25 protein-coding genes are annotated in these 26,135 nt (G+C 47.1%); 11 read left to right on the forward strand and 14 right to left on the reverse strand.

Annotated features, from left to right (window positions below; translation table 11 throughout):
• Positions 1-20: 20 nt before the first annotated feature.
• Together QD47_RS12550 and QD47_RS12560 are read right to left on the reverse strand one after the other, a co-directional pair.
• Complete coding sequence (locus QD47_RS12550; protein WP_044646449.1) at positions 21-263, reverse strand: hypothetical protein; 243 nt, start codon at positions 261-263, stop codon at positions 21-23.
• A 309-nt stretch (positions 264-572) separates the two neighbouring features.
• Positions 573-1,361, reverse strand: coding sequence for a helix-turn-helix transcriptional regulator (locus QD47_RS12560; protein WP_044646451.1), 789 nt, complete (start codon positions 1,359-1,361; stop codon positions 573-575).
• Positions 1,362-1,562: 201 nt separating this feature from the next.
• Here QD47_RS12560 and pyk point away from each other — a divergent pair, with 201 nt between their 5' ends.
• Positions 1,563-2,978, forward strand: coding sequence for a pyruvate kinase (gene pyk / locus QD47_RS12565; RefSeq protein ID WP_044646452.1), 1,416 nt, complete (start codon positions 1,563-1,565; stop codon positions 2,976-2,978).
• A gap of 69 nt (positions 2,979-3,047) precedes the next feature.
• On the opposite strand, the gene QD47_RS12570 is transcribed toward pyk, so the two are convergent.
• The 7 genes from QD47_RS12570 to QD47_RS12600 form a co-directional block, all read right to left on the reverse strand.
• A complete protein-coding gene (locus QD47_RS12570) occupies positions 3,048-3,446 on the reverse strand; it encodes a hypothetical protein (protein WP_044646453.1) in 399 nt (132 codons plus the stop codon).
• Between the two features lie 258 nt (positions 3,447-3,704).
• Positions 3,705-4,826 carry a GerAB/ArcD/ProY family transporter gene (locus tag QD47_RS12575; RefSeq protein ID WP_052646767.1) on the reverse strand — a complete coding sequence of 374 codons (1,122 nt, stop codon included), beginning with the start codon at positions 4,824-4,826 and terminating at the stop codon, positions 3,705-3,707.
• Positions 4,816-5,967, reverse strand: a complete 1,152-nt coding sequence (locus tag QD47_RS12580) for a GerAB/ArcD/ProY family transporter (protein ID WP_052646768.1) — start codon at positions 5,965-5,967, stop codon at positions 4,816-4,818. The genes QD47_RS12575 and QD47_RS12580 overlap by 11 nt, the downstream gene beginning before the upstream one ends.
• Before the next feature lie 15 nt (positions 5,968-5,982).
• A complete protein-coding gene (locus QD47_RS12585) occupies positions 5,983-6,234 on the reverse strand; it encodes a hypothetical protein (RefSeq protein WP_044646454.1) in 252 nt (83 codons plus the stop codon).
• Positions 6,235-6,257: 23 nt separating this feature from the next.
• Positions 6,258-7,463: a Ger(x)C family spore germination protein gene (locus QD47_RS12590; protein WP_044646455.1), complete on the reverse strand. Its 1,206-nt coding sequence runs from the start codon at positions 7,461-7,463 to the stop codon at positions 6,258-6,260.
• A 40-nt stretch (positions 7,464-7,503) separates the two neighbouring features.
• Entirely contained in the window at positions 7,504-9,099 is a 1,596-nt protein-coding gene (locus QD47_RS12595; protein ID WP_044646456.1) for a spore germination protein, read from the reverse strand.
• Positions 9,100-9,251: 152 nt separating this feature from the next.
• The gene (locus QD47_RS12600; protein ID WP_044646457.1) at positions 9,252-9,596 is read right to left on the reverse strand and encodes a DUF805 domain-containing protein; all 345 of its coding nucleotides are present in this window, start codon (positions 9,594-9,596) and stop codon (positions 9,252-9,254) included.
• A gap of 437 nt (positions 9,597-10,033) precedes the next feature.
• On the opposite strand from QD47_RS12600, the gene QD47_RS12605 reads away from it, so the two are divergent.
• From QD47_RS12605 to QD47_RS12615, 3 genes are all read left to right on the forward strand, one after another.
• Complete coding sequence (locus tag QD47_RS12605) at positions 10,034-12,469, forward strand: LamG-like jellyroll fold domain-containing protein (protein WP_044646458.1); 2,436 nt, start codon at positions 10,034-10,036, stop codon at positions 12,467-12,469.
• 401 nt (positions 12,470-12,870) lie between these two features.
• Positions 12,871-13,071, forward strand: coding sequence for a cold-shock protein CspD (cspD, locus tag QD47_RS12610; RefSeq protein WP_013308356.1), 201 nt, complete (start codon positions 12,871-12,873; stop codon positions 13,069-13,071).
• 131 nt (positions 13,072-13,202) lie between these two features.
• Positions 13,203-13,418, forward strand: a complete 216-nt coding sequence (locus tag QD47_RS12615; protein WP_044646459.1) for a cold-shock protein — start codon at positions 13,203-13,205, stop codon at positions 13,416-13,418.
• A gap of 269 nt (positions 13,419-13,687) precedes the next feature.
• Here QD47_RS12615 and QD47_RS12620 read toward each other — a convergent pair whose 3' ends face one another.
• Positions 13,688-14,491 (reverse strand): alpha/beta fold hydrolase, encoded by an 804-nt coding sequence (locus QD47_RS12620; RefSeq protein ID WP_044646460.1) that lies wholly within the window; start codon positions 14,489-14,491, stop codon positions 13,688-13,690.
• A 187-nt stretch (positions 14,492-14,678) separates the two neighbouring features.
• On the opposite strand from QD47_RS12620, the gene QD47_RS12625 reads away from it, so the two are divergent.
• The gene (locus QD47_RS12625) at positions 14,679-15,011 is read left to right on the forward strand and encodes a hypothetical protein (RefSeq protein WP_044646461.1); all 333 of its coding nucleotides are present in this window, start codon (positions 14,679-14,681) and stop codon (positions 15,009-15,011) included.
• Positions 15,012-15,094: 83 nt separating this feature from the next.
• Here QD47_RS12625 and QD47_RS12630 read toward each other — a convergent pair whose 3' ends face one another.
• Positions 15,095-15,640: a GNAT family N-acetyltransferase gene (locus tag QD47_RS12630; RefSeq protein WP_044646462.1), complete on the reverse strand. Its 546-nt coding sequence runs from the start codon at positions 15,638-15,640 to the stop codon at positions 15,095-15,097.
• A 244-nt stretch (positions 15,641-15,884) separates the two neighbouring features.
• A complete protein-coding gene (locus QD47_RS12635) occupies positions 15,885-16,424 on the reverse strand; it encodes a hypothetical protein (protein WP_044646463.1) in 540 nt (179 codons plus the stop codon).
• A 217-nt stretch (positions 16,425-16,641) separates the two neighbouring features.
• Here QD47_RS12635 and QD47_RS12640 point away from each other — a divergent pair, with 217 nt between their 5' ends.
• The 6 genes from QD47_RS12640 (at position 16,642) to QD47_RS12665 (ending at position 21,401) form a co-directional block, all read left to right on the forward strand.
• Entirely contained in the window at positions 16,642-17,055 is a 414-nt protein-coding gene (locus tag QD47_RS12640) for a GntR family transcriptional regulator (RefSeq protein ID WP_044646464.1), read from the forward strand.
• Positions 17,052-17,765 (forward strand): ABC transporter ATP-binding protein, encoded by a 714-nt coding sequence (locus tag QD47_RS12645; RefSeq protein WP_044646465.1) that lies wholly within the window; start codon positions 17,052-17,054, stop codon positions 17,763-17,765. Before QD47_RS12640 ends, QD47_RS12645 begins: the two co-directional genes overlap by 4 nt.
• Complete coding sequence (locus tag QD47_RS12650) at positions 17,762-18,529, forward strand: ABC-2 transporter permease (protein ID WP_044646466.1); 768 nt, start codon at positions 17,762-17,764, stop codon at positions 18,527-18,529. Before QD47_RS12645 ends, QD47_RS12650 begins: the two co-directional genes overlap by 4 nt.
• A gap of 41 nt (positions 18,530-18,570) precedes the next feature.
• Positions 18,571-19,056, forward strand: a complete 486-nt coding sequence (locus QD47_RS12655) for a cytochrome c biogenesis protein CcdC (RefSeq protein ID WP_044646467.1) — start codon at positions 18,571-18,573, stop codon at positions 19,054-19,056.
• 348 nt (positions 19,057-19,404) lie between these two features.
• Complete coding sequence (locus tag QD47_RS12660; RefSeq protein ID WP_044646468.1) at positions 19,405-20,628, forward strand: stalk domain-containing protein; 1,224 nt, start codon at positions 19,405-19,407, stop codon at positions 20,626-20,628.
• Positions 20,629-20,723: 95 nt separating this feature from the next.
• Positions 20,724-21,401 carry a hypothetical protein gene (locus tag QD47_RS12665; protein WP_044646469.1) on the forward strand — a complete coding sequence of 226 codons (678 nt, stop codon included), beginning with the start codon at positions 20,724-20,726 and terminating at the stop codon, positions 21,399-21,401.
• 103 nt (positions 21,402-21,504) lie between these two features.
• Here the strand turns inward: QD47_RS12665 and QD47_RS12670 are convergent, their stop codons facing one another.
• On the reverse strand, positions 21,505-22,512 hold the full coding sequence (locus tag QD47_RS12670) for a LacI family DNA-binding transcriptional regulator (RefSeq protein WP_044646470.1): 1,008 nt from the start codon (positions 22,510-22,512) through the stop codon (positions 21,505-21,507).
• A gap of 180 nt (positions 22,513-22,692) precedes the next feature.
• Positions 22,693-26,133, reverse strand: coding sequence for a GH36-type glycosyl hydrolase domain-containing protein (locus QD47_RS12675; RefSeq protein ID WP_044646471.1), 3,441 nt, complete (start codon positions 26,131-26,133; stop codon positions 22,693-22,695).
• Positions 26,134-26,135: the final 2 nt, after the last annotated feature.

Genomic DNA, 26,135 nt, shown 5'->3' on the forward strand with positions numbered 1-26,135 from the left:
ACACGACGACTAAATGGACACTACAGACAAGGAAAAACAATTTCAATCCACGCACTCACATGGAGTGCGACGATCAATGATGGACTTTTCTCTCCATTCTTGGTTCGTATTTCAATCCACGCACTCACATGGAGTGCGACATCGTACTCTGGCCGACCTCTAATGTTTCCCGACATTTCAATCCACGCACTCATATGGAGTGCGACGCTGTACGCGCTGTACGCCTCGCTTTTCTCTGCTCCAATTTCAATCCACGCACTCATATGGAGTGCGACAGCGAAAATGCAGTGATTTATACCCTAATGGTATCAATATCATACATTTTCGCAATAAACGATGCCGAAAAGGCTTGAATCAAGCATTGACATTCACCCATCACAACCCATCCAAGCCTTTTTCGACAAATTTCGAGGTGCGAAGGAACCGGGGTTTTTATGTGAGCTTCACATTCGCACTTTATAAAATGTGGTAACTGTTGTCTATCCAGTTGCATCCAACATACATTTAAAGTACGAAGTTTCGCAACCTTTTCCATCCTTTTACCGCCTTCTCTTTCCACCGTACAAGACAAGCTAGACAATCGAAGACCGTTCATCCAGAAACTCGGATGGGGAGCAGCCTGTAAGCCGTTTGAATATCCGATGAAAATAGGAAACATCACTATACCCCACATACTCTGAAATTTCACGAATCGTCAGTCGGGACTCGGTCAGCATGTAGATGGCGGTTTTAATACGTTGCGTATGTACATGCTCGCTGATCGTTTGGCGTGTTACCTCGCGCAGCAGTGTGGCTGCGTAGTTGGGCGTTTTACGGATGGCGTCGCCAAGCTCCTCCTTCGTCACCTTTTCCCGATAATGATTCTGAATATACTGCTTCATATGCTCTACATGTTTCTCTTTATCGCAAGAAACGGCACCCTTGTCCCATTCCTGATTGATATAAATCATCGCTTCGGTCAGCAAGCAGTCAGCCATCAATGCATAGTAGCTCGGACGCTCCGTCCATTGGTAGTACACCGACTTGATCCGTTCATGCAGCATATCGTAGCATCCCAGCTTGATCAGCAACGGCTGGCCTGTATTCAGTAGGGGAAGTGCGTGGTTCGTACATGTTTTGTGGCAATGTATCACATACTTGGTATGAAAAAGTGTAGGAATGCTCTTGCCGTAGTAAGGCAAATGTCCGGGCAGAATCAGCGCTTCTCCCTTGCCGAGAATAAACTTGCAACCGTTCACCCAATATACACATTTTCCAAAGGTAACCAAAATGAACAGTAAGTCATCGTCGCTGCTATTCGGGCCAGCCTTTTCGTACCAGTCTATACCATGGTCCTGTCGCATGTCCGTCATTGTAATCACGAGGCCCACTCTCCGATGTCTTAAAAATGTATTGTACTGTAGTACATTCATCATACTATAGTTCATAGTCTTGGCGCACGGGTGCAAGTAAAATAGAACCATAGAAGTTTAATAGATAGAGAACTGAGGATTTTGCAAAAATTCTGAAGTGAAAGTGGATAGAAACCAAACAGTAAAGACATTCAGGAGGATGACATTACTATGCTTAAAACGAAAATTATCTGTACTATGGGACCTGCCTGCGACTCCATTCATTTGTTAAAAGAAATGATCCAGGCCGGTATGACAGTAGCCCGCTTGAACATGGCTCACGGGGAGCTGGAAGATCACGTTAAACGTATTGAAAATGTGCGGCAGGCTGCGAAGGAACTGAACACCTTTATTCCCGTCATGATGGATATCAAGGGACCGGAAATTCGGATTGGCAAGCTGAAAGAAGCGTCCTGTCTGCTGAAGCCAGGTAGCCAGCTTATTTTGACCACGGAAGAAATTTTGGGGGACGAGCATCGTATTTCGGTCAACTACCCGGATATGCCAAAGGATATCAAAGCTGGCGACCGTATTCTCATTGATGATGGCTTGGTCGATCTGACTGTAGCCTCTATTGAGGGAACCGAAATGATCTGTACCATTGTAAGCGGCGGAATTTTGAAACCGAGAAAAGGTGTGAACCTGCCAGGGATTCATACGACCCTTCCGGGCGTAACAGAGCGCGATGTGAAGCACATCCAATTCGGAGTGGAGCAGCGTATCGAGCTTATTGCGGCTTCTTTTGTGCGTAAAGGCGATGATATCCGTGAGATCCGTGAGATTTTGAAGGGCCACAACGCCGAGCATGTACAAATTTATTCTAAAATTGAAAATGCCGAAGGTATGGAAAACCTCGATGATATTATCAAGGCTTCGGACGGTATTATGGTAGCCCGTGGTGATCTGGGCGTCGAAGTGCCGATTCAAGACGTACCTGTGATGCAAAAGGAAATGATCGACAAGTGCAACCTGGTTGGCAAGCCGGTGATCGTGGCTACACACATGCTGGAATCCATGCAGGTAAACCCGCGTCCGACGAGAGCCGAAGTTAGTGACGTGTTTAACGCTGTTATGCAAGGAGCCGATGTGGTTATGCTGTCGGGCGAATCCGCTGCGGGTAAATACCCTGTCGAGTCCGTGCGGACGATGGCTGCCGTAGCTGCCAGAGCTGAATCTCAATTTGATTATCAAGAGCAGTTCGATAAGCGCAGAGCACGCCAAAGCACGAACATTACCGAGGTCATCAGTCAAGGTGCGGTTAGTTCGTCCCTGGAGCTGGATGCCAAAGCGATTATTACTTCTACGGCCAGCGGCTTCACGGCCCGTATGGTGTCCAAATATCGTCCAAAGGCTCCAATTATTGCAGTTACCCCGAACAATACGGTGTTCGCTAAAATTTGTCTGTTATCCGGGGTATTCCCTGTCAAAGGCGATAAAGTAGTGACGACGGATGAAATGTTCGAATCCTCCATACGCAACGCCCTGAATGCAGGGTATATTCAAAAAGGAGACACCGTTGTCGTGTCGGCAGGCGTTCCTGTTGCCGAGGCCGGTGCCACCAACCTGATTCGAGTACATCAAGTGTAAGCGTAGATACAGACAGCAGAAAGGCGCTGATCCCCAACGGGCTCAGCGCCTTTTTACATGGACTTATTTTTACAGTCCAAACACACTCTTGGCAACGACCTGCGTCAACTCTGCCTTATGGGCTTGGTACTGTTCAGGCGTAATGCTCTTGCTGGCCAGCCGTTGATCCAGCTGCTCTGTCAACTGAGCCACCTGTAAATCAACGACAGCTTGAGCGTCCCGTTCATTATATTGTGCAATATCTGCCAAGGTTTGACCGTTATATAACGCATCATACAATTGCTCATCCGAGGATACACCCAGTGTTTCCAGCAACTCATCATCCTTGGAAGCCTCACTATCCTGTAGCTGAAGGGCTCTCTCTGGAGCCAGTGCAGAAGCATTGGCCCGACTTCCCCATGTAGAGGACTGCCCAATAGACAACGCCAGTAACAAGGTGCAGATAACCATGATTCGTTTTCGATTCATAAGAGTAAAGTCTCCTTTTGATTTCTTTAAAATTCTGACAGGGTGGAACGGTATATGGATATCCAACGGGAGTAATATTCATGCTTTTAGCCCATCTGGCTTTTATGTAGTTACCAGATTCTTAAATACATCATACACGCCCAATCTTAGCGCCAGCTTAATACTCGTTTAAAATAAACTAAAAGTTCACATTGTAAACAGGTAACAGCAAAAAAATTTCACAGATGCTCGTAGGATGGCTCGTACGATGAATAAGGTCTATCCTTCGGACCCTGTTTTTTTTCTGGACCAGAGTTTACGTATCCCGTGAATACAGAGCAGCAGCAGAGGCAGAAAGAGGCCTATAGATAAGACATAAGGTGTCCATATTTTTGCATCCCAGGATTGCTGGTACGGGACATTCGGGTAAATGATCACCGACATAACGATCAGGATCATCCCGATAGGGAAGATCAGCGGACGCTCATCTTTCAGATTAAAGATTTGGCTTATCGCGATCATAATCGAGTGCATATACAGAGCCAGCCTGAAAAAGAGCGAAATAAACCACATGGCGGCCATGATCGCTTCAATACGCTGAAGAAAATTTCCAATGTTTATTTTTTTGGCTAATGAATAGCTCGGATATATATTTCTTGCTGTTAAATCAGGGCCAAAAACCAAAACGGCCAATACAATGAGTACAACAAGCACCAACCCGCCAATCAGGCCTCCTGTTAAAAAAGCTCTACGGGCTTGAACGGGGCGATCTACAAACGGAAAAATCATGAGCAAAACAATATGGCTCAGAAATGCAATACTAATAAAGGACAAGGCAGCAGACCAAATGGGTCCAACTCCCTTCTCCAGCACCGGTTGGACGTTCTCCAGCTTGATATTGGACACGACTAAAACGACAAAAGCCGTATACAGCAGAATGAACAACGGAAACAATAGTTCAGCAGAACGGGCTAACGTTTCCAGTCCAAGGCGTACGCCCATTAATACAATGAGCGCAAAAAGGATGTTGACCGCTTGAATCGGCGTTTCCGGCATCATTTGAGTAGTCAAAAAATTCCCCAAATCATACAACACCGCAGCAGGGCCACCGATAAAAAACGTAATCATAAACAGCAGAGCAATGGATTTCCCCAACCACTTGCCCAAAAGGGTCTCCATGATTTCGATCAGGGTCATCTGCGGATACAGGATGGTGATCGTGTTGTACAGCCATATCAACAGCAGCCCGGCACCCACTCCGACGAGTGCAGCGATCCATGCATCCTGTTTAGCTGTAGCGGCCATAACGGAAGGGATGACGAGAATTGCAGTGCCGATTGTAAATAATATTGTTAAGATCAACAATTGACGTGTGGAGATTTTGACTTGCTTATGCACCATCCTCACCTCTATTTTCACGTTTATCATCCGGCTTGTTATTCTTGTTTGTCCCCAGCCTTTTCAGGGCATGTATACTGAGCAGCAGTAAGGGAAAAAACAACCCCAACGATAATATATAAGGAATCCACGTCTTGGTATCATAGGCTTGTTGATAAGGCACATTGGGATATACGATGGTCGACAAGGCGACTAAAAGAATGCCGAGAGGAAGCACTAGCTGGCGGTCATTTTTCAAGCGAAAGATTTGGGTTATGGCTGTCACAATGGAGTGCATATACAACGTGATCCTGAAAAAGAGCGAAATAAACCACATGGTAGCCATGATCGCTTCGATACGCTGTAGAAAATTTCCAATACTAATTTTTTTGGCTAACGCATAGCTTGGATATATATTTCTTGAGGTTAGATCAGGACCTAGTACCAAAATAGCCAATGAAACGACCACGACCAACATCAATCCGCCAATCAGGCTTCCTGTGAAAATAGCTTTACGGGCTTGGTCGAAACGATTGACAGAAGCCGGGAAGATCATGAGCAGAATGATGTGAGGCAGAAACGCTGTGCTGACAAAGGACAGGGCAGCAGACCCAATAGGCCCGACTCCAGCCTCCAGTACAGGTTGAACATTTTCCAATTTAATATTGGACACTATCAAACCCGTAAAAGAAATATAAAGCAGAATAAATAACGGAAACATCAGTTCGGCAGAACGAGCTATCACTTCCAGTCCCAGGCGGACAGCCAACAATATAATAAGCGCAAAAAGGATGTTGACCGCTTGTATTGGTGTTTCCGGGATCATTTGAGTGGTCATAAAATTCCCCAGATAAAATAAAACGGGAACAGGAGCATTGATGAAAAATGTGGCGAAAAACAGAAGACCGACAGCTTTGCCTAGCCACTTTCCGAGCAGGGCTTCCATAATTCCAATCAGGGTCTTCTGCGGATACAGCGACGCAAGCTTGATGTACAAATACAAGATGAGGAGCCCGGCCACGACCCCGACAAGCGCGGCCATCCACGCATCCTGCTTGGCTACCTCCGCCATGCCTGACGGGATGATGAGGATTGCGCTCCCGACCGTATATAAAGTCGTCAAGATCATAAGTTGACGTGCTGAGATTTTGATCTGCCCGGGCACCAATTTCACCTCGCCTTATTTTATTAAACCGATATGGGTCAGGAAATCGCTGAACGGTCTATACACGGCTGCGATCCAATCCAGAGGAGTAGGAATAAACCCACTTAATGCCTTGGCGCTGCTGATTCCGACCCCAAGAAATAGCAGGATGTAAAACAGCCAAAGCTCTTTTTTTAACCCCTTCTTACGCATATACGGGACCTCAAACAGACTGATTGCAACAGCGACCAGCAGTATGCCCAGCACGTTCATTATTTTAGGCAGCATCTTTTAACACCTTCTTTGGTAGGTTACTCCTTCATATCATTCAGGAATGAGCTGCCAATCGTGCCCAAGCGCCGAATTTTGAAATCGACCTTGATATCTACAGGCAATTCTGCAAAATGCTCACGATCCCAATTTTTTTTCAGTGCATTCCAGGTCTTCGGATCAGCACGGTGAATGGCTTCGCCGAATCCGAAAATGTCAGCTTTGTACGATTTTTGAGCTTTTCTGACGGCTGATTTCATAATCTCTTCGATCTTTTCTTCCAATTTCTTCTCCAGCTCATAAATCGTGCTCACTTTGGTTAGATCCAGGGCCTGACACTCAACTTCTCCCACGTTGGCCTCAACATGCATTTTAATATTGATCCGGGGCTCTCCCCTATGCACGCTTCCTTTTATGGCAGTTTGGGTTCGAATGATCTCTGTAACGACTTTTCCGCCTTCGGGGCAGGCCACAAAGCCGACAGAGCTTTGCACTTTGCCGAGAATGTAGTTGTAGCCCCTGCTTTCCGTTTCGTCTAACCATCCGATTAATTTGTCTTTTCTGAACACTGCAAGTCCCGAGTACTGTAAACGGACAGGTGGGTCGATTTTTTGGACATTGCTGTTCGATTCTCCCATTTCGGTATTGCCAACGATCCGAAGTCCTGTCAAGACAGGCTGCATTCCTTCGCTCGTGAGAGCTGCAATCAATTCATCCAGGGTTACCGTCATACTGGGCGACCAGTTTTTCTCTGATGTTTCCAGGGCGGAGAAAAGATCATTCGCCGGAATCGGGTCCAGGGGTGTCATAATTTTCAATGTGTCCTCCGCACTGGTGCCCTTTGACACCACAATATAAAAGTCGGTGCGGAACTCATGATCTCTGGAGAGTAAATCCAGAGCTTTTGCCATCCCTTCGGTCGCTATCGACTCACCGACTACGCATATGCGCAGGTGAGAAAAATACATTTTTCGGGGACTAAGCGTCGTAATTTTCCGAATGGCTTCAAGCACAGTATCCGCTTCCGTGGTGTACAACGTGGCTGGAGCCCTACTGCCTGATCCTTTTTTGGATGCTGCTTCTCCGGGGTCCACAACCTGGACGGAGACACGGAATTGATCTCCATGTTTATCGATCCCCATACCGACGGCGATAGCAAGCTCATTCAGCTCCCTGCGGTTCCAACAGCCCGTCAGAAGCAAGACGAGTGTAAGCATCAGGAACAGAAATGCCGTCTTCTGTTTCATGCTTGTCTACTCCTTTCCGTCTGTTCCTGTCTTCTCCGCTTTATTCCCGTGGTTTCCGGGGCGGGGTGCTGTTTCGGCGATTCACATTCTTCTGATTAATTAGCCGGGGACGTGTAATCATCATCCAGTGAGGAAGCCGAAAGATGGTATCCTTGGTGTCCGACGGTATTAAAGGGGCAAAAGGAGCCATATAGGGAATGCCAAACGAACGAAGGCTGCACATATGCAGGATGAGAGCAATGCCACCGACGATAATCCCGAATAGTCCAAATGAAGCGGCAAGCCCCATCAAAGGGAATCGCAGCATACGGAAAGCAATGGACATATTATAGGCAGGCAGAACGAAGCTGGAAATCGCAGTAATGGATACGACAATGACCATCGCCGCTGATATGATCCCAGCCTGGACTGCCGCTTGTCCGATGACGAGCGTGCCTACGATGGAGACAGCTGCCCCGATATACTTCGGCATGCGGACGCCGGCTTCCCGTAATATTTCAAAAGTCAATTCCATCATGAGCGCTTCGATAAAGGCGGGAAAAGGAACGGACTCCCGCTGTGCCGCCAGACCGATCAGCAGTGAGGTTGGCAGCATTTCCTGATGAAACGTAGTGATGGCAACATATAAGGACGGACCAAGCAGGGAAATAAAGACTCCGGTGTAACGAAGAACCCGAATGAAGCTACTGATATCGGCACGCTGATAATAATCCTCCGCCGCATGCAGGAAGGAAACAAACAGCGCGGGTACGACAAGCACAAACGGGGTTCCATCCACCAGGATCGCTATCTTTCCTTCCAACAGCTCGGCGGCGATGACATCCGGGCGTTCGGAGTTGTATACTGTTGGAAAAGGGGTAAATGTTTCGTCCTGAATTAACTCCTCGATATACCCGCTTTCAAGAATGCCGTCTACATCAATGCGATTCAGTCGTTCATGCACTTCTTCGACCAATTTATGGTCCACGATTCCCTTGATATACATGACTGCGACATCGGTTTGGGTCACGCGGCCAATTTGTTTTGTTTCCAGCCACAGGTTCGGATCTTTAATCTTACGTCGGATCAAGGCCGTATTCGTGCGCAGTGTTTCAGAAAATCCCTCTCGCGGCCCACGGACGACATTTTCCGAAGCGGGCTCGGTGACCCCGCGATCTTTCCATCCTCGTGCGCTGGCCACGATTCCCTGCGTCTCACCGTCAACCAAAATGATCGCATCCCCGGACAACAGAGCATTATATAAGGTTTCAAAGTTGGTAACATCCCGGATGTCACCGATGGTCAGCGCGTAATCTTTTAAAATCTGAAATACATGGGAGGAGGTTTGGATACTACTCTCCACGTCGCTGGACAAGCTGCTATCCAGCATCATCGACTCCATAATGAAGTCGGAGACTACGTTTTTATCCGCCAAACCGTCGGTATAGAGGATCGCAATGATTTGTTCACCATCCTTGCCGATACGAACTTCTCTTATGATGATGTCGGTGCTGTTACCGAGTGCTTGTCTGATCCGCTGAAGATTTGACCCGATATTTGGACTGAGCTGCGCCTCTGAATGTGCAGGCTTATTCTCGGTGTGCTGGACAGGTGGCTTTTTAAACTTGTTGTGGCTGCTTCTTTTCCGAAAACGCATGAATGTTGCCCTCTCCTTGCGGATGCTTTTTAATCCAGTATGGACGCAGTGGGCTTCTCATAAACTTACTATTGGAATTTCGATGATTGGAGGGGGAATATGAAAAAACCTCTTTCACAAGAGTGAAAGAGGTTCTCAGGCATCTGCACCAATTACAATTTAGGATTTTTTCCATATTTGTTCTCAGCGGGTTGACTGTCTTGGCATAAGAATACAATCAGGATAATAGAACCGACAAGAGGGATTAAACCGATCAAAATCCACCATCCGGTTCTGCCCGTGTCGTGCAGTCTACGGGCTATAACGGCCAGAGACGGCAACAGGACAGCCAAAGAATAAAGGTACGTCAAGATCGGAGTTAAGCCCACAAGACCATCGATCAAACTGATTATAAAAGTCGCGATCATACTGAACAGAACAAACATCCAGTATTCTGTACGTCGTGCTCTACCTTGGAATCCTACATAGTTTTGTAACACTTTTAAATACCATTGCATATATTTTCACCTCCCCATAAAAGTTAAAGGTTTACTTTAAAGTAATTCAAAATTGTTCTTTTAAGTATATCGGCAGGAAGGATATAGAATTTTACTTGTAAAATTATGGTTATGAAAAAGGTGTATACGCAACTAGTTTATTAATGTTAATAATTTAATGAATAAATTTATAAAAATATAAAATTACATATTGAATTTTCCACATTCATTGAATAATATAGAGGTATGGTTAATCGTCAGGTTTGAATCCGCCTTCTTAACGGAAGGTACTTTTATTTTCCGAATGAATTGAAAGCGCTTTAATGAAAGATGGGGGGGATGAACGACATTTAATTCGAGGGTGAAGAAGCTAATAAAAACATAATCCTGACCGCCTTACTTAATATCGTCTTATGTTTAACAATCAGGTATGTTCAAAAACGAGAGGAGATTAGTTTATGAAGCCATTATTTTTTCGCAAGGTAACGGCAGCTTCTCTGGCGGGTGCGCTGCTGCTGCCTGCCTCTTTTGCAGGCGCCGAACAAATGCTCAATCCGGATACAGATGGGATTCAAGCTGCGGGGCAGATTACCCTTCAAGATCAAAACCAAGAGAACATTTCCATTCAAAGCAAAAAGACCGTTTCTTTCAAGGAAACTTCCGTACATGATCCATCCATTCTGAAAGTGAAAGATACATTTTACATTTTTGGTTCCCATCTTGCGGCTGCCAAGTCCAAGGACTTCATGAATTGGGATACGATTGCCACGGGAGTAGCGAATGGTAATGTATTGATCCCCAACGTCAAAGAGGAATTAAAAGAAGCGCTGGATTGGGCCCAGACAGACACGCTGTGGGCAGCGGATGTCATTCAACTGGCCGATGGAAAGTTTTACATGTACTATAACGCCTGCAAGGGTGACTCCCCGCGTTCAGCAATGGGTCTAGCAGTTGCTGATAAAATTGAAGGGCCTTATAAGAATAAAGGCATTTTCCTGAAATCTGGCATGTGGGGTCAACCGGGTGAGGATGGGACGATCTATGACGCAACCAAGCATCCGAATGTCGTGGACCCGGACACTTTTTACGATAAGAGCGGCAAGCTGTGGATGGTATACGGCTCCTACTCAGGAGGCATTTTCATTCTGGAAATGGATGAAAAAACAGGGAAGCCGCTGCCCGGACAAGGCTACGGGAAAAAGCTGACAGGCGGTAACCATGCCCGTATGGAAGGGCCGTACATACAGTACAGTCCGCAAACGGACTATTATTACTTGTTCCTGTCTTATGGGGGCTTATCGGCAGATGGAGGATACAACCTTCGTGTGGCTCGATCCAAAACACCGGATGGTCCTTTTTACGATGCTGAGGGCAACGATATGATCAAGGTCAAGGCGAACCCTGACAAGCCTCTTTTTGATGACGCTTCCATTGAGCCGTACGGTGTCAAGCTGATAGGGAACTATCTGATTCCAAGAGAAATTGGGGACTCGGGTACTGGACTGGGTACAGGCTATGTTTCACCTGGACATAACTCGGCTTATTACGATCCCAAAACGAAAAAGCATTTTCTGATTTTTCACTCCCGTTTCCCGGGCAGAGGCGAACAGTTTGAAGTGCGGGTGCATGAAATGTTCATGAACGCTGACGGTTGGCCCGTAGTTGCTCCTTATCGTTATTCTGGGGATGAGGATTCACTGAAGAAGTTGTCGGAAAAGGATGTCCTCGGTCAATACTCGTATGTAAATCACGGGAAAGAAATCTCGGCCAATATTAAGCAAGCCGTGACCGTCAGTTTGGAAAGCGGCGGCAAACTGTCCGGCGGCGCGAGCGGTACATGGAAGCTTGGTACAGGTAATCAGTTGGAGATTACGGCGGATGGCACGAAGTACAAAGGTGTATTCCTGCGGCATCTTGATCCAGATACGGGCACCAAGACGCTTGCCTTCACTGCTCTGTCCTCCAAGGGTGTTGCGGTCTGGGGCACGTTGAAGCCTGAGCAGAAGGCCAGCAAAATTGTAGCCGCGGTGCAGAAGGATTTGAGCTTGGGCGATACGAGCAACGTTTTTTATAATCTGACGCTTCCTACTCAGGGAACACAAGATACCACCATTTCGTGGGAGTCCTCACGTCCCGGGAACATTTCCGTGACAGGTGAAGTGTACCGTCCAGAAGCGGGCTCCCAGCCTGCAACGGTCACATTGACCGCGACCATAAAAAAAGACAAAGCAACAGCGATGAAAAGCTTTATAGCCACGGTTCCCGAGCAGGCTCAGGGTCCGCAACTCGCGCACTATTCATGGAGTGAGGATCAAGGGACAACGGTCGTGGACAGCACATACAACAACTATGATGGCAAGGCATTTGGGGGAGCCACATGGGACAAGGATGGGAAGTCCGGCGGAGCTCTTGTTTTGAACGGCAAGGATGGTTACGTGCAGCTGCCAGGTATGGTAACGGATGCCGAGGACTTTACTTTTTCCGCGTGGGTAAACTGGAAGGGCGGCGCAGCCTGGCAGCGGATTTTTGACTTTGGAAATGGACAGAGCCGCCATATGTTTCTGACCCCATCCCAAGGAAGCGGTGTGCTACAGTTTACGATCCATGAAGGTACAGATCAAAGCTTGCTTTCCAAAGCACCGCTGCCCTTGAACCAGTGGACGCATGTAGCGGTTACACTGGAGGGGAACACCGGAAAGCTGTATGTAAACGGTGAAGAGGTAGCTGTTAATGACAGCGTTACCTTTAACCCGAGAGAGCTGCTGACAAGCGAGGCTTATATCGGCAAAAGCCGCTTTGCCGCCGATGCCAACTTTAATGGCAGTCTGGATGAGGTTCAATTGTATAACAAAGCGCTGACAACAGATGAAATTAAGGCATTGGCAGGTCTTTGATGCTGGTTAAAAGGTAACGCAACAGAGTGGATGCAGAAGACGGGCATATTTTAGAAAAAAGTTCGTCTTCTGTATAATGTTTTGTATATTTATTTTTCATTTGCTGGTATAATAAGAAGCAGTTGCGGATATACTGTTTTAAGTAGGCGTTGATGATTGACTTTCGCCTGATGAATACAGCTTGGACACATAAATAGAGGACAAGAGCACTCTGCATAATTTAAATTCACCAGTGCTTGCGTTTTCAATACACTTATGGTAATATGAGTATATTGAAATTGTGACCTGAGATTCGCATATTGTAGAGGGCTATTGTTTTAGGTTGAAATAACCTTGTGCAATATGTGAATTTTTATTTGTAAAAAATAAAGGTCATATAAATACATTTTGGAGGTAATTCCATGCAAACAGGTACAGTAAAATGGTTTAACGCAGAAAAAGGTTTTGGTTTCATCGAGGTTGAAGGTGGAAGCGACGTATTCGTACACTTCTCCGCAATCCAAGGCGACGGCTTCAAATCTTTGGACGAAGGCCAACGCGTAGAATTCAACGTAGTTGAAGGAAACCGTGGACCACAAGCTGAGAACGTTGTAAAACTGTAATTTAAAATTACAGCCTACTTCAGATGCCCCGAACATAGCGTTTGGGGCATTTGTTTTTATCTGTTCACAAGGCCGTTTTTGAACTGATTACATCTTATCGCTTTATAAATCATGAAGAAAGAGGGATGTTTATGTACAATTCACGGAAAAAGCCAATGGATGAGATTCCTGAGGAAATTACAACTGTCTGGAATTGCGCCAGCGATACGTGCAACGGATGGATGCGGGATAACTTCGCTTTTTCTGTCGAGCCGACATGCCCCATTTGCGGTTCTGCCATGGTGAAGGGCGAGAAAAAGCTGTCCGTTTTGAATAATACGAGCTTTAATCATACCAAACAATCCTAATTGGATATATGTTTGTAGTGAAGGATGCCCCATAGCCGCTAACGGCGCTGAGGCGTCTTTTTTGTTTTTTTGGAGAACGCACCGCAAGGTGCTATTTTTTTGTACATCAGGATTTTTGAAAAATTCGATTCCAGTCGCTCCAAGGTACAATATATAGACGAATAAAATCATTTCGATCTATATATTCCTGATTACACGTCGCTTTGTGGATTTTTGTAAAATCCTCACATATGAATGTCCTGGGTCTCCGATTATGGCATGGGGGAAGGTTAAGATAGTATGCTCAGTAAGGTGGAATTAAATTCGGGGAGCGCGTCGTAGAATACAGCATGACCGCTTCGTTCAAAAGGAATAAGCCTCGATCCGGCAATTCCTTTTTGGGTTTCGATTGCCAGTGGGAAAGGGCAGACCTGATCAAGCTTCCCGTGTAAAATCCAGGTAGGTACACGGATATATGGCAGATCCGGACGTAAATCAGAATCACGCAGTGAATATAAAGTGAAGGCCATGCTGTGGACAGAGGATGCAAAGCCTTGGTCACGTATCCAATCGCGTAAGCTCTGGCTGACGGGGTTGGCAAACAATAGTTCGCCAAATGAAGTGACCAGTTGCGGTCGATCTGTATAGGCTTGCTTGATGAGCTTATCCACCTCCGTGACCGGAGTGCCTTGAGGAAAGTCGCTGGATGGAGTGAAACGGGGCGTAGCTGCTCCAAGAAGAATAAGCTGAGTGACTCCAAATCCCCGGTGCCTGCTCATATAGCGTACGACAACAGCCCCTCCCATGGAAAAACCAATCAGCCGCACCTGTCTTAGCTGGAGCGACTGAATGACAGCCAGCAGATCGTCCGCAAGCCGATCATAGGTATAGCTTTGCCACGGTCGATCTGACCTGCCGAATCCCCGAAGATCCACCTGAATACAGCGGTACCCGTAAGAAGGCAGCAGGGCCGCCTGATATTCGTACATTCGATGATCCAGCGGCCAGCCGTGCACCATCAGAATGGGGATACCTTCTCCTGTATCTTCTACATACAACTTGACGCCGCGTTCTACCTCAACATAATATCCCATTGCGCTCACCCCTTTAGAGTCACGAAAATTCGTTCTTTCTCACATATATGTACCCGGGGCTTAGCTCATTCGAAAAAGGGATGACAGTAGTCACGATTTGAATGTATTGATTGTTAAAAAATGTATGTCATCCCGCATAGCGATAAGATATAATGATGGGATGAAATAGCAACGGGAGAGTGGAACCATGGCACCATCGAAAACTTTAAAATGGATTACAGGCGGTTTAGAGCTATTTTTAGCTATTCCTGTTTTGGGCGGACTCATCGTCGTAAACTCCGTGTATACCGTGTTGTTTTTTATGATGATTTTCCATATCGTTACATTAGTGCTGTCGGTGATAAACAAGGAGGCCTATTATGGATCTATCTTAGGGATCGTGACCTCTGTTGTCGGATGGATTCCGTTCGTGGGATGGTTAATGCATTTGCTTTCAGGTATATTTTTGATGATTACCGCAGCACAGCAGCCGCGTGATCCGTATCGTCATCGTAATTATTATGATAATTATCGCTACTAGGTTTAATGTGGTGATCCAAAGATAAAAGATCCTGATGAACAGGATCTTTTTTATTATGCACACCCTGTTATTGGAACCGAATCTCACTCCCTAAATCTCCCCATGATGATGGTGTTGTAGTATTTACCGTCAGCAAGAAATTTATCGTTTTTTAATATTCCTTCGATTTCGAAGCCAAACCTTTTATAGAGTTCAATAGCTTTATCATTGGTTTCTAAAACATGTAAGCTTATTTTCTTGATGTCGTTGGAGTCAGCCCAAGCTATAGATTTCTTTAAAAGATTTCTCCCAATCCCGTAACCCCAATAATCCTTTAGAACGCATACTCCAAATTCTACTTTATGAGAGGTTCTGCTCAGAGAATGTCCTTCACATCTTGAAAATCCAACGATTTTATCATGAACTACAGCGACTAAAAAAAGATTTCGGCTATTCCGGGTATCTGTTTCAATGAGCCGTTCAAAACCGGGTGTATCTATGAAGGCCTCGCCTTGTTCTCTGTCTAAATTTTCAGTCTCTCCATCAATCTGCAACCGGATTTCAGACAAACTCTTCGCATCTTTATCCATGGCAGATCTAATAATATAGCTTATTCCCTTCACATCAAATTCCTGTTGGTTGGTTTTCATTACATACTCCTTTGGTTTGAAATTGGATTTAGAAATGCTACCTCTTGACCAAGCTAGTCTACCACATATTGTCTTGGTAAAAGAAAAATAAGCCTGTCCCCTTCTGCCGCAAAGCAGCAGGGGGACAGGCTTATCTACTCCTCTATCCGTACATGGAAGCCGGATGGAGATTTATTTAACATGGGGGTGGCTATGTTTGATTAATAAATAGTTCTATAAATGTGAATTAATGAGCTAAAGTTTTTTAGAAAACTGGAGCCTTGTTAGCTTCAGCCTTAACAGGAGCTTTAGCCGCATCTGTTTTACTTCCGTCTACTGGTGGCTTGGACGGTTTAACGCCGTTCACCATATCTGTAATCATCTGCTTCAGATTAGAGACACGCTGGTTATATTCGGCGGTTGTAATCTTGCCGTTTTGTTTTTCCGTAGACAGCTTTGCTTTCATATCAGAAACCACCACATCAATAACGGAATTCACGCTCACGCCTTGTGCTTTGGCAATCGTTGCAAGGGATTTCCCTGCTTTCAACTGTGTTTCCAACTGGCTGGAGGACAATTTCAATAATTTCAGGAGAGCTTTGTTTTCGGCAAAGTTTCCTCCTGCGATTTTAGGGCCGTTAGCATCGCCGGGATTTCCCTTAGGTGCCTGTGCTTTGTCTGCGGTGGGAGCCTTCTCAGGTGTAGTTGGAGCAGCATGGGCTGCGCCTGTGGAGTACAGTGCACTGCCTCCTAAAAATGCCAATGCCATCGTTCCAGCCAAAATTGCTTTCCTGGTGTTCTTCATCTTCATTTTCCACCTTTCGGTTAGGGTGTGTTTGGTACGAGATTTATCATAAGATATGAACTTGAATGCTGTCTGAGTGCAAGCTGAGCATTTGCTGAATAGGTTTTTTTGGGCGGCATGACTAAAATTTTAACTGAACATTTACTTGTATTATGTGTATTAAGTGATATAATACACTATATGCACGATAGATGCAGCGGATTAGGGGGGGAAACCCATGGAAGAGCAAAGGGTTGGCTCGCTTCGGTTTTTAATTGATTTTAGCCAGCCATTATATGAACAAATATTAAATCAGGTACGAAGCTCCATTGCCAAAGGGGAGATTGAAATGGGAAGCAAAATGCCGTCCGTTCGTGATCTGGCACAGGAATTGCGTATGAATCCGAATACTGTGATGCGGGCGTATCAGGAGCTGGAGCGGGACGGACTGACTGAGAAGCGGCGCGGCTTGGGAACCTATGTTACATCGTCCAGTGAGCGGGTAGACAGCTTTCGGGAACAACTGGCCCTGACGTATATAGATCAGTTCCTGGGACAGATGAGCAGTCTGGGGCTGTCATGGGAGGATGTACAGCGGTATATAGGAAGCAAACAGAACGGGAAAGATGAGGAAGGAGGCGAAGGGGCATGACGGAATCTATTGTGGTTGCGAGTCATCTGACGAAGCAATATGAAAGTAAAAAAGCGCTGGACCACTTGGATGTCGTCATTCCGGCGGGACGCATTGTAGGGGTGCTTGGACCCAATGGTTGCGGGAAGTCAAGCTTGTTTCGGGCGATCACCGGATTGATTCGGCCGGACGGAGGCGAGCTTTACGTGTTGGGGCAAAAGCCCGGTTGGGAAACCAACCGTGGCATATCCTACCTGCCTGACCGGGCCCGCTGGTACCCCAATCATACGGTGCAGCAGACACTGGAGTGGGGACAGTCCTTTTTGCCTGGCTTTAATATGAAGGATGCGCATAAGCTGGCTGATCTTATGGACGTAGAGTTGGAGTTGAAAATGACCGGGTTGAGTCGCGGGCAGGAGGCACGTGTGCTGCTGATTCTGTGTCTGGCGCGTGAGGTTCCGCTTATGATCCTGGATGAACCCTTTGCTGGCATTGATGTCCTCTCCAGAGAAGCAATCGTGACCGGTATTATTGATTATTTGGAGGATCGGCAGCAATCCATACTCATGAGTACACATGATATTCAGGAAGTGGAAGGCTTATTTGATTACACGATTATGATGGACCGCGGACGGGTGATATGGTCCGGTGATTCGGATGATCTACGTGGAGAGCATGGATCACTGAATCAGGTGTTCCGCAATTTGTACAAAAAGGAGTGGAAGGCGTGAATTCATCAGGGCTGTTCAAAGATTTGATACGCCATGAATTTCGAAATAAAGGAAGCTGGAGAAAGCAGAGCCGCAATCGACTGCCCAGATCGTGGAGACTTGTATATTTCTCACTATTTCTAATTGCGGCGTTCGTTATTTCCTTGTATTTCGCGCTTCACAACCAACTCGAATTGACAAGGCTGTGGTATGTCACCTTGGGCTTGCCGTACATGATCATTTTCATGGGTGTGGGAAGTCTGAGAAGAGAATGGGAGAATGACACCTACGGATGGTGGCTGACCCTGCCCTATCCGCGCATGTGGCTGATTAGCGCCAAATGGATTGCCGCTATTTTACAAGCCATGGTCGTGACATTGTTCCTGTTTGTGGTAGGTTCTCTGTACGCGCTGTTCATCTCATCAACCATCCAGCCTTATACGTTTGCGGATGCAGCGTCCTTTATTATAGCTGGATTGAACTGGTTTGTGATGATTATCGCTTTCACACCGTTTGTTATTGCGCTGGGTCTGCTGACGGCCAGTACCAAATACAGCACTTTGCGGCCGATTAGCCCGATACTGTGGATTCTTTTGATGGGTGGCGGGAGTGTCTTTTATTGGTCAGGCGATCAGGGGCTTTATGAGCAGTTTGACCATGTTCAGACAGGACAATGGTTTCCTTTTACTTGGCATTTCCCGGTTGCGGTGTTGATCAGTTGGGTTGCTGCATACGCATTAATCCGCTTGAACGCTTATTTGCTGGAGAAAAGGCTGTCAATCTAGCAAACGATCCAATGACATATATATAGGAAAGGAGTTTCACTATGGCCACGATATTCATCTATGCATTGTTGGCTGTTTTGGTGGGGCTGATGATCTGGTTGAGAACCAAAAGAAGAGGGGGGCCGGTCAAAGGAAACGGAGTTCGTCTTTTGCTTCCCTTGTTTATCGCATTCCCACTCATGATGATGTCTGTGTACCAATTGATGCATATTCCTGGCCAAACGCATGCGCTTCCCGCCTTTTGGGAGCTATTGGCTGCCGGGCTGTTAGGTGCGGTGTTTGGTTACGTCATTCTGCTGCATACGGCATATGAGAGACGGGACGACGGACACATTTATCCCAAGCCGAACCAATATTTTAAATACATTATTATCTCCATTATTTTGCTTCGCGTCGTTTTGACCCAGTATCTTAGTAGCTTGGGTACGACCGAGATTAGTCTACTGGCGATTACGATGGCGGTCGTCTATATCTCCATTTGGCGGATTGGGAGCTTCATTAAGTTTCGGAGAACGTTATCGGTATAAATGGTATAAATCGTGTAAAGAAGCGGGGTTTCTGTTCAAAAGCGTTCATTCGCTTGGTGATAGAACCCGTTTCTTTGTGGCTTCATCATAAATTCATCTATTAGCCCATAAACATACATGGTTACTAACCTCTGTATATTCTAAGGTTGTAGCGTGCTGTTTAATGGGCCACAAGTATAAAAATTTGAAAGGAGGGAGCATTGAGGTTTCAAAAGAATCGATTGGGGTTTAAAGGATAGGAGAGGATGTTGTGAATTATTTTTTTTCGTGGTAATCTGTAACTATGTTTGTTACATAAAGGGGAATCGTTTTCCATATTATTTTATAAGATGAGAGGGGCTTACATTCATGAAAAAACATACGGTTACCGCTGCACTCGCGGGCTTGCTCGTGCTATCTTCTGCTGTACCGGCCTTAGCTGCCGAGGTAAAACCTGCTACAGGTATTCAGGTTTGGGTAGATGGCAAGAAAGAGGCTTATCAGATCGCTCCTATTGTGAGAAATAAGCAGGTCTTAATTCCTTTGAGACAATTGGCCTCCAGTTTGGGAATTCCGCTGGATTCCAAGCATATTACGTTCAACACAGCGCGTCAAAGCACGACAATCCGTTATGGTCAGGCTACCGTTGTCCTGGTATCAGGAAGTCCGGAAGCGCAAATCAATGGAATTAAGGTGCCACTGTCCACTTCGACGATTTTAACCAAACAAGGGGTGACCTATGTTCCGGTGGATGTCGTTAAGGAGGCATGGGGCAAGCAAGTGACTTGGGACCCGGCCAGCCAAACCGTGCAAATCGGGATAAGCAACAAGGATAAGGTTGTTGAGATTCTGAAAAGTTTTGAAACAGGAGATACGAAAGCGGCCGAAACTTGGGTTAGCAAGGATCAATATATCCAGCATAATCTGAGCTTTGCCAACGGTAGAGAGGGTCTGATCGAAGGTATTAAACAAATGAAAGGAGCCAATACACAGGTTGATATCCAAAGAATCATTCAGGATGGAGACTATGTAGCCGTTCATTATAAGGAAACGGATGATGGCAAACCAAGCGTATTGTTTGATATTTTCCGGTTCGACAAGAACGGTAAGATTGTTGAGCATTGGGACAACAGTCAGGAGCTGGCTCCAGCCAATCCGAGCGGCCGTACGATGATTGACGGAACGACAGAAATCTCAGATCTTAACAAAACCGAAGCAAACAAAGCGTTGATTCGTAAGTTTGTGGATGATGTTCTGGTGGGCAAGAACCGCGCTGCATTGGAAAGCTACTTTAACGGTGACCATTACATTCAGCATAATTCCTTTTTCGGCGACGGTGTTTCCGTTATTAAGCAATTATTCCCCGCAGCAGATGGAAACCAGGGAAATTCCTCGGGATACGATAAGGTGCATATGGTCATTGGAGAAGGGAACTTCGTACTGGTTGTGAGCGAAACCAAATCGCCTGAGGGGAACACGACTGCTGTCTATGATATGTGGCGTGTAGAGAACGGCAAAGTCGCAGAGCATTGGGATGTAGTTCAGGACGTTCCGGCTAAAGCAGAGTGGAAAAATACGAACGGCAAGTTTTAAAAACGGCATTCACGCCATGACTGATCCTTAAGGTGATTCCCCAACTACCCTATCCCTGCTAAAATGATGGAAACATGATGAGTGGGGATGGGATGATGGGGAGTTTTAAACAGCGGGTAGGCTGTCTGCATGCGCATCACTCGAACATTGCCTATGTGGAACGGGCTTTTGCCTCTTATGAGGTGGAACTGGAGCATTTTGTGGACCCTGCACTCATGTACAGAGTTTCATCTGATCCAAACTTCTCGGCGGTGGATGCCAGTCGAAAGGTAGAAGAGCAACTGGAATGGATGGCTCAAAGCGGCATAGATGTTATTTTGATTACATGCACGAATTATATAGTCTTCGCGGAAAAGGTTGAATTGACGATGTCTACACCCGTGATAACGCTGGATGAGCCCTTTTTCCATGAGATATGCGATGATCCGTTGCCACAAACCTTGGTATTTACGAATCAGGCTACGGTAGAGGGGACGATGAAACGTCTTTATCATATAGCGGCCCGGTTAGGTAAGCCAGATATCTCTTCGTTGGTAGAGGTCAAGGTGGTGGAGCACGCTTTTGAGCTGATTATGCAAGGTCGCAAAGATGAATATATGGAAGTGCTGGTCCGTTCATTGCATGAACTGAGAGAGGCTGAACCAGACAGAACGCTGGCTGTGGCGCAGTTATCTATGGTTGATGCTGCATTGCAGGTGGAGCTGGAGACGGGTCAGGCGATTGGCAATCCCTTACGGTCGTTGATGAATTTGCTTGAGAATTTGTTAGGTTGAACAATAAGCATGACCAAAAGAACTTCCAACCCGTATTCCGGGGCAGTGGAAGTTCTTTTTTTTGCAGGATAGCGTGTGATTAGGCGTGCTTCTATGGTGTTCGTCATAAGGTATTCTGTTGATCTGGAGTGCTTAATACTGCGCCTGCTGATTCTCTTTGGATGAGCGTAACGTACAGCCGTTCATGCTCCACGTCTTCCCCCGCTATGATTTTGAGAACTTGTTCGGCAGCTACTGCGCCCCATTTACGTTTGGAGTAATCAATGGTCGTCAGACGGGGCTGAATATATTGTGCCAGCTCGATATTATCAAAGCCAACGATATGAATGTCTTGGCCGATTGTAAGTTCCGACTGTGCCATTCGATTGTAAAAGCCTACTGCCATCTCATCATTGAGGCAGAATACCGCGACGGGTTCAGAATCCGGGCTGACATGTTGCTGTAAAATGATCTCGGCCGCCTGTTCGCCGCCCGATTTTTCAAAATCGCCGCCAATCTCGATCATTTCGGCGGTGCCGCTGCGCTCAATCGTCTGTTTGACCGCCTGCATCCGCTGCCATGAATCATAAGAGCCGTCCGGCCCGGTGACAACGTACAGCTTGTGGTGTCCCATTTCCAGCAGATGCTCTACCGCGAGAGCGGCACCTGCTTTGTTATCCAGCAGTACCTGATTAATGTTAGGATGATTCAGCTCACGGTCCAGTACGACCATTTTATGCCCTCGCTCGGCGTAATTCAGCAGTTCCTGACTATCGAACGTCTGATCCAGTATGATGGCTCCATCAATCATGCGCTCCGGCAGCATTCGGTGAGACTGCTTGCCGCTGCATACGATGAGGTCATAGTCTTTTCGGTTCAAAATTTCCTTGATGCCGTACAACAAATCTCCATAAACGTCTCCACGGAAATCGGTCAGGAAGACGCCGATAATTTTGGTTTCCCTTTTTTTGAGATTACGCGCGGCGGCATTCGGCACATAGTTAAGCTCTTTGGCAATAGCTAAAATACGTGCGCAGGTCTCTTCCGTTACCTTATCACTGCCGTTCAATGCGTATGAAACGGTAGATATGGAAACGCCCGCCTGTTTGGCGATATCTTTAATGCTGACCACATCGTTCCCTCCTTTTCGCCAGTTTTATACTTGCTATTGTATATTCATTATTTACCACATATCTATTCCAAATGTCGTATTCCTACACATAAGCAGCAAAGGGCGATCCCGCAAGATCGCCATTGCTTTGTTGCCTGTACCTGATTTAGAATCGCTCTTGGGATTTAAGAAAAATGCTCTTTATAAATTAATCTCCAGACGGTGTACACCGTCATGGTCTGCTAATGCCAGCTCGAAAGTCTTGCGCTTGATGCGCAGGGCACCCGAACGGTAGCGATTGTCATCGACTGGCTCGCTTTCCAGTGGTGTTCCGTTCAATACCGCGCGGCCTTGCTCATCACTGCTATGCTCTTGCGGCATGCGGTAGACGAAGGTAACGGGTTTACCGGCAAAGGAAAATTCGAATTCCAGTCCGTCAAGATCATCCGGCAGTACAGGGTCCAGGATCAGGTCTTCGCCCGACTGACGGATACCAAGGACATTCGATATGAGCTGATTCATATAGATCCCTGGACCACTGGAGTAGATTCTCCAGCCGCCTTTGACTGGAACGGCTCCTTCACGCAGTTCACCAAACCGCTCTTGTGCTTCGTAGCGGGTATTAAATTTGCCGTCCGAGCTGCTAAAATATGCGTTGCTCTGACGCCATTCGGCGTTTGGTACGGACGCTCGAATGCCAACCGGGTTGATGAGCTTCAGGCTGTGCCAGGCGTCATCTTTGCGACCGAGCTTGGCCATGGCTTCCGCGAAGCGGATATGGGCATGCACATATTGCAGCCCGACCTCGCGTCCGAAGTTGGCCGCTTGCTCTGCGCGCTTGAAGTGCGAACTCACACCGCCATCGTACTGTGCAGGGCGGTTCATCAGACGCACGCCATCCGGGCACAGGAATTGCTCGCGGATGAGCTGCTCATGAGCCAATGCTTGCTCCGGCGTGAGCAACTGGCTGATCATGCTGCGTGTCATCGGCAGCAAACGGTAGTGAATCCCCGTCTCCGTATCGGACGGATGGAGCATCAGCTTGGGCTGACCGGGTTCTTCCATATACACGAAGCCCGGGATAATACCGCTCTCCAGCATGTAGCGGTTGAAGTCCTTGCGGATGCCTTCGGCCATCTGGTGCAGCTCCTGTGCGATCTCGGCGGCTTCGCTTATGACGCCTGCCGGGGCTTGCTCCAGTGCAGTAGCAAAGTTGCGAACCACCTGATAGGTGAGTGCAACGGTCCAACTGCTCGCCATGTATTGCTTCAGTTGAGTGTTGGCTGGCTGGAGCGTGTCATCCCAATCGCCGTCGCCGTAGGCGGACAAATGTGTATCATGAAGGAAATTCGCTCGAATATATTCGATTTCCTTCATCGCGTGTTCCATGAGGGTCGCGGTTTGTTTTGTATAATCAAAAGTATGTCGGTTGGTGTAGGGTACATTTTCTTCCAGAATACTGTAATCCCGGGTAGCGGTCAAATAATCTCCCAGTACCTTGAGCGGCCAGACGATAATATCACCGTGGCTCTCTTCTTGTTGAACGCGAGTATAGTTGTCGAACATAAACCATTGCGGCCAGTTTCCGCTATCCTCGTACTGATGGCTGAACACGGTCAGCAGAATGGAACGGACTTCGTCAAACTTTTGTACGGCTGAAAAATATTCCACCGGCCCCTGACATACATCGCGTGTTCCCCAAGCTGCACCACCGTATTGTTCCAAACCATGAGGCACAGAATAGTGGACAAGCATATTGTGGGTATACCACCAGGCCACCGCGTTCACACGGAACAGCTCGCTGGTTTCATGTCCGCTACGCGTCAGATGGAAGCCGTTCATCAGCCCGGAAAAATATTGCCGATAGCGCTCGCGCTCAGCTTCGAAAGAGGCATCTCGTTCCACATGTGCTTGACCTTTTCCGGACGGATTGCCATGCAGCCAGCCTTGTACGGTGCAGGTCCATTCGCTGCTCTCGCCCAGCTCCAGCACGACCAGAGATGCATCGGGGGAGGCTGTACCCTGTAGCAGTGTGTGAGCGTCGCTCACTTGTTGTAGCGGAGCGCCTTGTACCTGCATTCGGTACAACAGGTCCGGGTAGGTTTCAGCGCTCAGGGAAGCCTGGTCTGCGCGGAAGAGCAGGTCCTCACCGTCCCGTTCCATATGAAACGGAAGCTCATATTCGTTCACATGCATGGACATTTGCTGAGTAACAAGGAACGGATAAGCTTTGCCGCTTGCCGAGCGCACGTGAAGCTGTACTTCTGGTGTATCGGCGTTAGTATGGTTTGTAATGATGAGCGTATCGTCAGCAGTTTTGTAATACCAGCGCACATAGTTAAAGCCAATCTCGAACAGGGAAGGCATCGTGAGCAGACGGTATTTCCCACTGATTCCAACATAGATACGCTGACCGGATGTTTTGGGAATATTGAGTGCATTACGCGCGTTTGTGATCATTTTATTGAAATTCGTGTTGCCAATCACAAGCTGGGAATTGAACACTCCGTACATATAGGAGGTGGTTGTAATGGTTTCTTCCTTACCTCCCGCGTAATGCCCGCCCATTAAAATATGCCCATGGGGACGCTCTACACGAAGCTCTTTGGATTTGAGTACGACATGTTCATAGCTGTCCGTGAAAAAGGAAAGCAACGTGTCGCCGTCATGTTCTTCTTCCTGTCGTTTCGGGAAGAGCTGATCCAGCTCGGCTGCGGTCATATCCAGCGTGCGCAGCGGCTCCCCGATGTTCTGGGCTGGAGCCACCCGCCCAGCCTGAAGATGACCTGTGGCGTGCACCGGGATGGCGGTCTCGGAAGCAGTTTCCATAATAGTCGCTACTTCTTCGCGTGCTTTCGTCACCAGTTCCTGGTACTCCAGCTTTGTAACGGCTGCCGGATGATTCGGCTGGAACAGGCCGTAAAAGGTAAAGCGTGCATCCCCGGCGAGCTTTACCCGCTCGGATTGCAGCGCCGCATAAGCAAATTCGTATTGGTACACTTCATTGGCGAGCGAATCGCGGTGCAGTGCTTCCGGCTCGTTCGTTTCTTTGTACGAAAGCCCAAAGAATTGAAATCCGTCCGTCGAATAACCGACGTTGCGGGTCAACGAGCCTTGCTGGATGTAAGGGAACGCTTGACTTTGCGGCTGGTTTTGACGGGAGCAAACCGTATAGCCTCTTTGTTCGTCATGGTAGACGGTATGGTCGATATATTGAGACAGATAAGCTTCATTACTGCGTACAGCCGCTGTATCTGCAATGCCGATATCCTGACCGTATACGATATCAGCTTCCACGTCATCGCCCTGTAGAGTTACATCCCAGAACCATACCCCAAGACGACTTAGCGTGAATGTCACCTGATAGCCGACACCTGATGTAAAGCCTTCCCAAATAATCTGTTGATCCGTTTGTCGTACTACTCCGGGTGAACGGACTCCCAGCAGGGGAGTGATGCTGACACCGGACGGACGGTACAGTCGCAAGTACAGGTTGTTCAGGGAACCGTCGACAGAATTGGTCAGCAGTTGATTGATCATGGTTGAGCCATGGGCGATTTTATATACATCACCGCTGCTCAAGAAGGTAAAGGACAGGTCTCCAACCCGCAGCAAAATATTTTGATCCAGACTTGTATTCATCA

The sequence above is a fragment of the Paenibacillus terrae genome (assembly GCF_000943545.1).
GTDB lineage: Bacteria > Bacillota > Bacilli > Paenibacillales > Paenibacillaceae > Paenibacillus > Paenibacillus terrae_A.

Coding starts and splice junctions, on each gene's coding strand:
- QD47_RS12630 (WP_044646462.1), bottom strand. CDS start 15,640: ATGAAAACCAACCAACAGGAATTTGATGTGAAGGGAATAAGCTATATT.
- QD47_RS12605 (WP_044646458.1), top strand. CDS start 10,034: ATGAAGCCATTATTTTTTCGCAAGGTAACGGCAGCTTCTCTGGCGGGT.
- QD47_RS12655 (WP_044646467.1), top strand. CDS start 18,571: ATGGCCACGATATTCATCTATGCATTGTTGGCTGTTTTGGTGGGGCTG.
- QD47_RS12625 (WP_044646461.1), top strand. CDS start 14,679: ATGGCACCATCGAAAACTTTAAAATGGATTACAGGCGGTTTAGAGCTA.
- QD47_RS12570 (WP_044646453.1), bottom strand. CDS start 3,446: ATGAATCGAAAACGAATCATGGTTATCTGCACCTTGTTACTGGCGTTG.
- QD47_RS12675 (WP_044646471.1), bottom strand. CDS start 26,133: ATGAATACAAGTCTGGATCAAAATATTTTGCTGCGGGTTGGAGACCTG.
- QD47_RS12590 (WP_044646455.1), bottom strand. CDS start 7,463: ATGAAACAGAAGACGGCATTTCTGTTCCTGATGCTTACACTCGTCTTG.
- cspD (WP_013308356.1), top strand. CDS start 12,871: ATGCAAACAGGTACAGTAAAATGGTTTAACGCAGAAAAAGGTTTTGGT.
- QD47_RS12585 (WP_044646454.1), bottom strand. CDS start 6,234: ATGCTGCCTAAAATAATGAACGTGCTGGGCATACTGCTGGTCGCTGTT.
- QD47_RS12595 (WP_044646456.1), bottom strand. CDS start 9,099: ATGCGTTTTCGGAAAAGAAGCAGCCACAACAAGTTTAAAAAGCCACCT.
- QD47_RS12645 (WP_044646465.1), top strand. CDS start 17,052: ATGACGGAATCTATTGTGGTTGCGAGTCATCTGACGAAGCAATATGAA.
- QD47_RS12575 (WP_052646767.1), bottom strand. CDS start 4,826: ATGGTGCATAAGCAAGTCAAAATCTCCACACGTCAATTGTTGATCTTA.
- QD47_RS12600 (WP_044646457.1), bottom strand. CDS start 9,596: ATGCAATGGTATTTAAAAGTGTTACAAAACTATGTAGGATTCCAAGGT.
- QD47_RS12615 (WP_044646459.1), top strand. CDS start 13,203: ATGTACAATTCACGGAAAAAGCCAATGGATGAGATTCCTGAGGAAATT.
- QD47_RS12660 (WP_044646468.1), top strand. CDS start 19,405: ATGAAAAAACATACGGTTACCGCTGCACTCGCGGGCTTGCTCGTGCTA.
- pyk (WP_044646452.1), top strand. CDS start 1,563: ATGCTTAAAACGAAAATTATCTGTACTATGGGACCTGCCTGCGACTCC.
- QD47_RS12620 (WP_044646460.1), bottom strand. CDS start 14,491: ATGGGATATTATGTTGAGGTAGAACGCGGCGTCAAGTTGTATGTAGAA.
- QD47_RS12635 (WP_044646463.1), bottom strand. CDS start 16,424: ATGAAGAACACCAGGAAAGCAATTTTGGCTGGAACGATGGCATTGGCA.
- QD47_RS12665 (WP_044646469.1), top strand. CDS start 20,724: ATGGGGAGTTTTAAACAGCGGGTAGGCTGTCTGCATGCGCATCACTCG.
- QD47_RS12550 (WP_044646449.1), bottom strand. CDS start 263: ATGAGTGCGTGGATTGAAATTGGAGCAGAGAAAAGCGAGGCGTACAGC.
- QD47_RS12640 (WP_044646464.1), top strand. CDS start 16,642: ATGGAAGAGCAAAGGGTTGGCTCGCTTCGGTTTTTAATTGATTTTAGC.